8 protein-coding genes, 1 tRNA gene and 1 pseudogene are annotated in these 5,044 nt (G+C 28.0%); all 10 read right to left on the minus strand.

The window, feature by feature from the left end; all coding sequences use genetic code 11:
• Positions 1–237: 237 nt before the first annotated feature.
• The 10 genes and pseudogenes from ftsY to WC356_07355 all read right to left on the minus strand — a co-directional run bounded on the left by ftsY (position 238) and on the right by WC356_07355 (position 4,904).
• Positions 238–1,620: a signal recognition particle-docking protein FtsY gene (ftsY, locus tag WC356_07310; GenBank protein MFA5382952.1), complete on the minus strand. Its 1,383-nt coding sequence runs from the start codon at positions 1,618–1,620 to the stop codon at positions 238–240.
• Entirely contained in the window at positions 1,621–2,022 is a 402-nt protein-coding gene (pfdA, locus tag WC356_07315; protein MFA5382953.1) for a prefoldin subunit alpha, read from the minus strand. It lies immediately after the preceding gene.
• A 2-nt stretch (positions 2,023–2,024) separates the two neighbouring features.
• Positions 2,025–2,201, minus strand: a complete 177-nt coding sequence (gene rpl18a / locus WC356_07320; protein ID MFA5382954.1) for a 50S ribosomal protein L18Ae — start codon at positions 2,199–2,201, stop codon at positions 2,025–2,027.
• Positions 2,202–2,212: 11 nt separating this feature from the next.
• A complete protein-coding gene (locus WC356_07325) occupies positions 2,213–2,878 on the minus strand; it encodes a translation initiation factor IF-6 (GenBank protein MFA5382955.1) in 666 nt (221 codons plus the stop codon).
• 6 nt (positions 2,879–2,884) lie between these two features.
• Positions 2,885–3,325 carry a 50S ribosomal protein L31e gene (locus tag WC356_07330; protein ID MFA5382956.1) on the minus strand — a complete coding sequence of 147 codons (441 nt, stop codon included), beginning with the start codon at positions 3,323–3,325 and terminating at the stop codon, positions 2,885–2,887.
• Between the two features lie 74 nt (positions 3,326–3,399).
• Positions 3,400–3,549, minus strand: a pseudogene (locus WC356_07335) (50S ribosomal protein L39e).
• A gap of 5 nt (positions 3,550–3,554) precedes the next feature.
• The gene (locus tag WC356_07340) at positions 3,555–3,818 is read right to left on the minus strand and encodes a DNA-binding protein (protein ID MFA5382957.1); all 264 of its coding nucleotides are present in this window, start codon (positions 3,816–3,818) and stop codon (positions 3,555–3,557) included.
• Positions 3,818–4,234 (minus strand): 30S ribosomal protein S19e, encoded by a 417-nt coding sequence (locus tag WC356_07345; protein MFA5382958.1) that lies wholly within the window; start codon positions 4,232–4,234, stop codon positions 3,818–3,820. Before WC356_07345 ends, WC356_07340 begins: the two co-directional genes overlap by 1 nt.
• A gap of 137 nt (positions 4,235–4,371) precedes the next feature.
• On the minus strand, positions 4,372–4,653 hold the full coding sequence (locus WC356_07350) for a ribonuclease P (GenBank protein ID MFA5382959.1): 282 nt from the start codon (positions 4,651–4,653) through the stop codon (positions 4,372–4,374).
• 15 nt (positions 4,654–4,668) lie between these two features.
• A tRNA-Ile gene (locus tag WC356_07355) sits at positions 4,669–4,904 on the minus strand.
• Positions 4,905–5,044: the final 140 nt, after the last annotated feature.

Here is a 5,044-nt window from a genome sequence, read left to right on the forward strand (position 1 = left end):
TTCTTCCTTTATTTGCTTCTGCAATTAAGTTATGTGCAGTATACCAATCTGCATTTTCTGAAAGACAAATAAGTTTTACTTCTCTGCCTAATTCAGGCATTTCTATTATAGTTTTATTTTTTATTTCTGGAACTAAACGAATTTGTTTCATAATAAATCACCTTTTAGTTTGTGTTAAATAGTATGTTTGTTTGGATTTATAAAGGTTTCGGGTAATGAAGATTTTTGTTAATAATTTTATCCGACTATTTCTTCTGCTATTAAATCTGGTTGAAAGACAATAAGATCTTCATAAGACTGGCCAACACCAATATAAACAACTGGAATGTTTGTTGCGCGCGGGATGGAAATTGCATTTCCTCCTTTTGCATCGCAGTCTAATTTTGTTAATATAACACCGTCTATTTTAACAGCTTCATTAAATTCTTTTATTTGGTCAATAACAGAATGACCTGCTATACTTTCACCAATATAAATAGTCAAATCTGGCTTTATTATTCTTCCGATTTTGCGCAATTCATCTATTAAATTCTTATTTGTTTCTTGTCTTCCAGCAGAATCAATAAGAACTGCATCTAAATTATGTGATTTTGCATGATTAACAGCATCATAAGCAATTGAAGCAGGATCAGCACCATACTGGCCTTTAATAACTTTTTTACCTAATCTTTCACCATGAATACCTAATTGTTCAATGGCGGCTGCTCTAAATGTATCTGATGCAGACAACACACATGAAAGATTATTATTTTCAAGTAATTTTGAAACTTTTGCAATTGTTGTTGTTTTTCCTGCCCCATTTGGACCAATAAATAAAACTTTAAACGGTTTAGGAGAAGATTTAATCTTATCAACTAAATCAAATTTATTTTCATGATTCATTATTAAAATTAAAGCATGTTTTATGGCATTTTTTATTTCATCTTCAATATTATCTTTATTTATTTCTTTATCAACTAATAAATTTCTTATTTCTTCTTTTAACGCACCAGCAACATCTAAATTGACATCACTTTCTAATAAAGATAATTCCAAATCATCTAATAAAGAATTAATATCTTTTTCTTTTATTTTAATTTTATTTGAAATTAAACCTCTTAATCTGCTTTCTAAACTTAGTTTTATTTTTTTATCTTGTTTGGGTTTTATTTCTTGTGTTTTTATCTCTTCTTTTAAATCTATTTCTTTAATTCTTTCTTCTTGTTTACCTTCTGGTTTTCGTATTATCTCTTTAGGTTTTTCAATTATTTGCTCTGGTTCTTTTATTATCTCTTTAGGTTTTTCTTTTATTATCTTCTTTGGTTCTTTTAATATTTTTATTTCTGGTTTTTCTTCTTTTGCTTCTTCTTCTTTTGGCTTTTGTTCTATTTCTTCTCTTTTTTCTTCTAATTCTTCTTTAATCTCTAATTTTTCTTTCTGCTCTTCTATTATTTCCTTTTTTTCTTCTTTTGGTTTTTCTACTTGTTTAATTTCTGGTTTTTGTATTTCTTGTTTATATTCTTCTTTAGTTTTTTCTTCTATTTTTAATTGAACTGGCTCTTCAATTTCTGCTTTTTCTTCTTCTTTTTTAGTAAATTTCTTAACAAAACCACTAAGTTTATCTTTAAGAAGACCAAACATTTATTCTTCACCAGTTAATTCATTTGCTTTTGTACTTAATGCTTGTAGTTTAGTAACAAGATCTTGAAATTCTTTTCCTCTTTTTTCTATTTCTTTAATATAAATTTCTATGTCCTCATTTATTTTTTCCAAAACTGCTTTTGAATCTTGATCTGAAAATAAACCATTAGCAAAACTAGAGATAACTGTATTTGATTCTTTTATTTCTACTTTTGCAAAAACTCCTGCACCTAAAGGTAATAATGCAGATTTTCCTTTTTCAAGATTTGAAATTGCTTCTTTTGCCATCATTAAATCTTGCAAAACACCTTCCATTTGTTGAATATTACTCTGCATTTGTTTAGCTTGATACTCATACATTTGCATTTCATAACTTAATTTATGTAATTCTTCATCTGACATATTTACACCTTTTCAATTTTTTCTATTTTAATTTGTGTTCTTTGTAATTTTTCATGTTTTGCACCAAAAAATTTGAAAACTTTTTCTTTAGCATCAAAATCTCCTTTTGCTTCTACTTCTTTTTTAAAAGTTCTTACTTCTCTACCTAACTTTATTTTTCCAGATATGATATATTTCATATAAAATCACCTCATATTAATTCTAATCCTTCTTGAATTCTTTGTAATTCAAATCCTGTTGTAATATCTCCAACTACACAACCTTTTGAATTTGCAACAATAGATATTCCAACAAAATATGAGCCCGTATTTGCAGTACTATTTAGTCCCCTTACTTTAAATATTTTTTCTAATTGGCTCATTTTTTCATCGCTAATATCATTGTATATAACAAAGCCTTTATTTGTTACTGAACAAAGACTGCCTACAGTTTCATAATTTTTAATATGCATGGGAACTAAATCAACACCCAAACATTCACTAATTTTATTTATTTCTTCTTTAGGAATATTATTATTCAATATCCCCCCATTATCGTTTGCTGCAATATTGTTTCCACAAGCATTATATTTATCTTCCATTACATAAATGTCTAATTTTAATTTCTTTAATTCTTCTAATTCACTATCAAAAATTAAAGATGGAACAACAATCCCTTTTGAATTCATTACAGCATATATGCCTAATAAATCAGAACCGCCAATAGATGCTTTTATAACTTCAACATCTAATGTATCTCTAATCAATTTGATTAAATCATCAGGCATATGTTTTGCAACTAAACAAATTTTTTCATTTGCTATTGCATAAACACCTATATATGGATTTCCAAATACACTTGCTTTTGCACTTTTCATTTTAATCTACTTTTTTAAATCTTTTATTAATTCTTTTTTTGGCTCTGCTGACCTTATTTGTTGTTTTTGAATTTCTTTTTTAATTTCTTTTTCCTTTTCTTCAGATTCAATTTCTGCTTCTGACTTTTCTTCTTTAGGTTTCTCTTCTTTTGGTTTTTCTTGTTTTTTCTCTTGTTTTTTAATTATTTTTTCATCAATTAATCTTGCTACTGCTTTATCCCCTTCTTTAGTTACTTTTATTTTTATTCTTCTTGGGGGTTTTTGTATTCCTCTTTGCCATATTGCAGAATTAACAGCTTCACTTACTGACACATGTTCAACTGTAACTTTCATATGTTTAGCTAAAAAATTCTTAACAATTGTAATTGCTTTTGAAGCTCTTTTTGTTCTGGGAAAATCAAAAGCTTTTCTTAAAGGGATTGTATAAATTCTTTCTATATCTGCCATATTACTCACCTTCTTTTATTTTTGCCTCTTCTTACTTTAGGTTCTGTTTGTTTTTCATTTAAAGTTGAACCTACTTTAAGGCTATTTCTTCTCCAATGTCTTCTTTCTCTATTTTGAATTACTTTTCTATTAGTTTTGGCAACTACCCAAACAGGCATTCTTCTATTTTGTTTTTTTGCTTTTACAAGAATGTCCTTTTCTTCTTTATCTTTAACACTACCCATAAAAATCACCTTTTTACTTCAAATTTTGGTTCATAATTATTTTGGAAAGATTGTAATATTTTCATCAGTTCTTCATCATTTAATTGTTTTCCATTCAATTGTTTTGAATACTGCAATAATAATGCAACAACTGAAAAATATTTTTTTTCATTGCTAATTCTTACATTCATAAGCCTTTCATATGCTTTTGGTTCTAATATTTTACTCATTTCCATTTTTATTAGCTGTTCTTTCTTAACCTTTTCCAATAAATCATTATGATCTTCCATTATTGTCCCTCTGCAACTTGTTTTGCAATATTATCTAGGAATTTCTTTCCTTTACCTGTTATAACTCTGCCTACTTTCTCTTTTTTGATAAATCCTTGTTTTTCTAATTCTTGTAATCCTCTTCTTATTATTGATCCGCTTGAATCTCTATGTTTTGAAGGTTTTCTACCCCTATTCTTTTTTCCACCATAATGGGTTCTTAATCTATTTACCCCAATTTTTGGATTAGTATATGCTTGTCTTAACAAAGAGGCAAGTCTAATAAACCAAAAATTCTGTTGTTCTGGTCTTCTTTCTGCATGAGAGCCTGATTTAACATAATTAATGAAATCTGGCTTTTCTATGCCCATTTTTTCTAATTCTTCTGCTGCTTTATCTATAAGCTTTCCTGGTTGAACATCAAATACTGTTACCATTGCTTCACCTCATTTTTATTATTCCTTAAGAAACTCAAAATCAGCTGGAAACAATCAACTGGAATTCTAAACAAAAATGATCATCTTCTAATCACTAATGTTGCCTGGAATATCATATTTCTTATAAGTAAGTATATTTAAAGCTTTCTTTCATGTTTGCAAATTTTACAAATATAGATATCTGGCTGGTCTTTTGCGCTTTTTTTAATTTCTAAGGTTTTTCCTTTTACCCACAAAGTATGGCATTTCTTACAATATTTATTTTTTTGCTCTTTTGTTAAGCGCAAATTAACTTTTGTTCTTATTTTATCAACTAATTCTAAATATCTTTTTGACCTTTCTGGATGTTTATCAAACTCCTCTTGCGCTAATTTAAATAGAATTTCAATCCTTTCCTGCGCTATTTTTTGTTTTTCCATATTTATCACAAAAAGTGGGCCAGGCCGGATTCTCATTCCTTTATTTCTTTCTTTTTGGTTGAGCTTTTGCTTTCTTTTTAAAGAAAGAAAAAGGTCATTTGAACCGGCGGCCACCGGTTAGCTTCGAGCTATATAATGTCCACATAATTAAATGTGCAAACATTATAGGTCATATAAGACCGGCGCTCCAACCATTTTAGGTCTTGTTTGAAATAATATTTTCAATCCAAAGCTGACTAAGCTACTGGCCCATAATTAATTTTGTGATTATATTGTATATTGCACATCTTTAAAAAGATTTTTACTGCTTAGAAACTCTTTTAAAATGCATTAAATAAAAATATTATATGGTAGACTTAGGTAAAGGATTGAGAAACGCTTTAGCTAAAAT

The organism is Candidatus Micrarchaeia archaeon (assembly GCA_041653315.1).
Taxonomy (GTDB): Archaea; Micrarchaeota; Micrarchaeia; order Anstonellales; family JAHKLY01; genus JAHKLY01.

Bases quoted from the DNA above. Each gene is read 5' to 3' on its own strand.
- WC356_07340 (MFA5382957.1), bottom strand. From the start codon at position 3,818: ATGGAAGATCATAATGATTTATTGGAAAAGGTTAAGAAAGAACAGCTA.
- pfdA (MFA5382953.1), bottom strand. From the start codon at position 2,022: ATGTCAGATGAAGAATTACATAAATTAAGTTATGAAATGCAAATGTAT.
- WC356_07330 (MFA5382956.1), bottom strand. From the start codon at position 3,325: ATGGCAGATATAGAAAGAATTTATACAATCCCTTTAAGAAAAGCTTTT.
- WC356_07350 (MFA5382959.1), bottom strand. From the start codon at position 4,653: ATGGAAAAACAAAAAATAGCGCAGGAAAGGATTGAAATTCTATTTAAA.
- WC356_07345 (MFA5382958.1), bottom strand. From the start codon at position 4,234: ATGGTAACAGTATTTGATGTTCAACCAGGAAAGCTTATAGATAAAGCA.
- rpl18a (MFA5382954.1), bottom strand. From the start codon at position 2,201: ATGAAATATATCATATCTGGAAAAATAAAGTTAGGTAGAGAAGTAAGA.
- ftsY (MFA5382952.1), bottom strand. From the start codon at position 1,620: ATGTTTGGTCTTCTTAAAGATAAACTTAGTGGTTTTGTTAAGAAATTT.
- WC356_07325 (MFA5382955.1), bottom strand. From the start codon at position 2,878: ATGAAAAGTGCAAAAGCAAGTGTATTTGGAAATCCATATATAGGTGTT.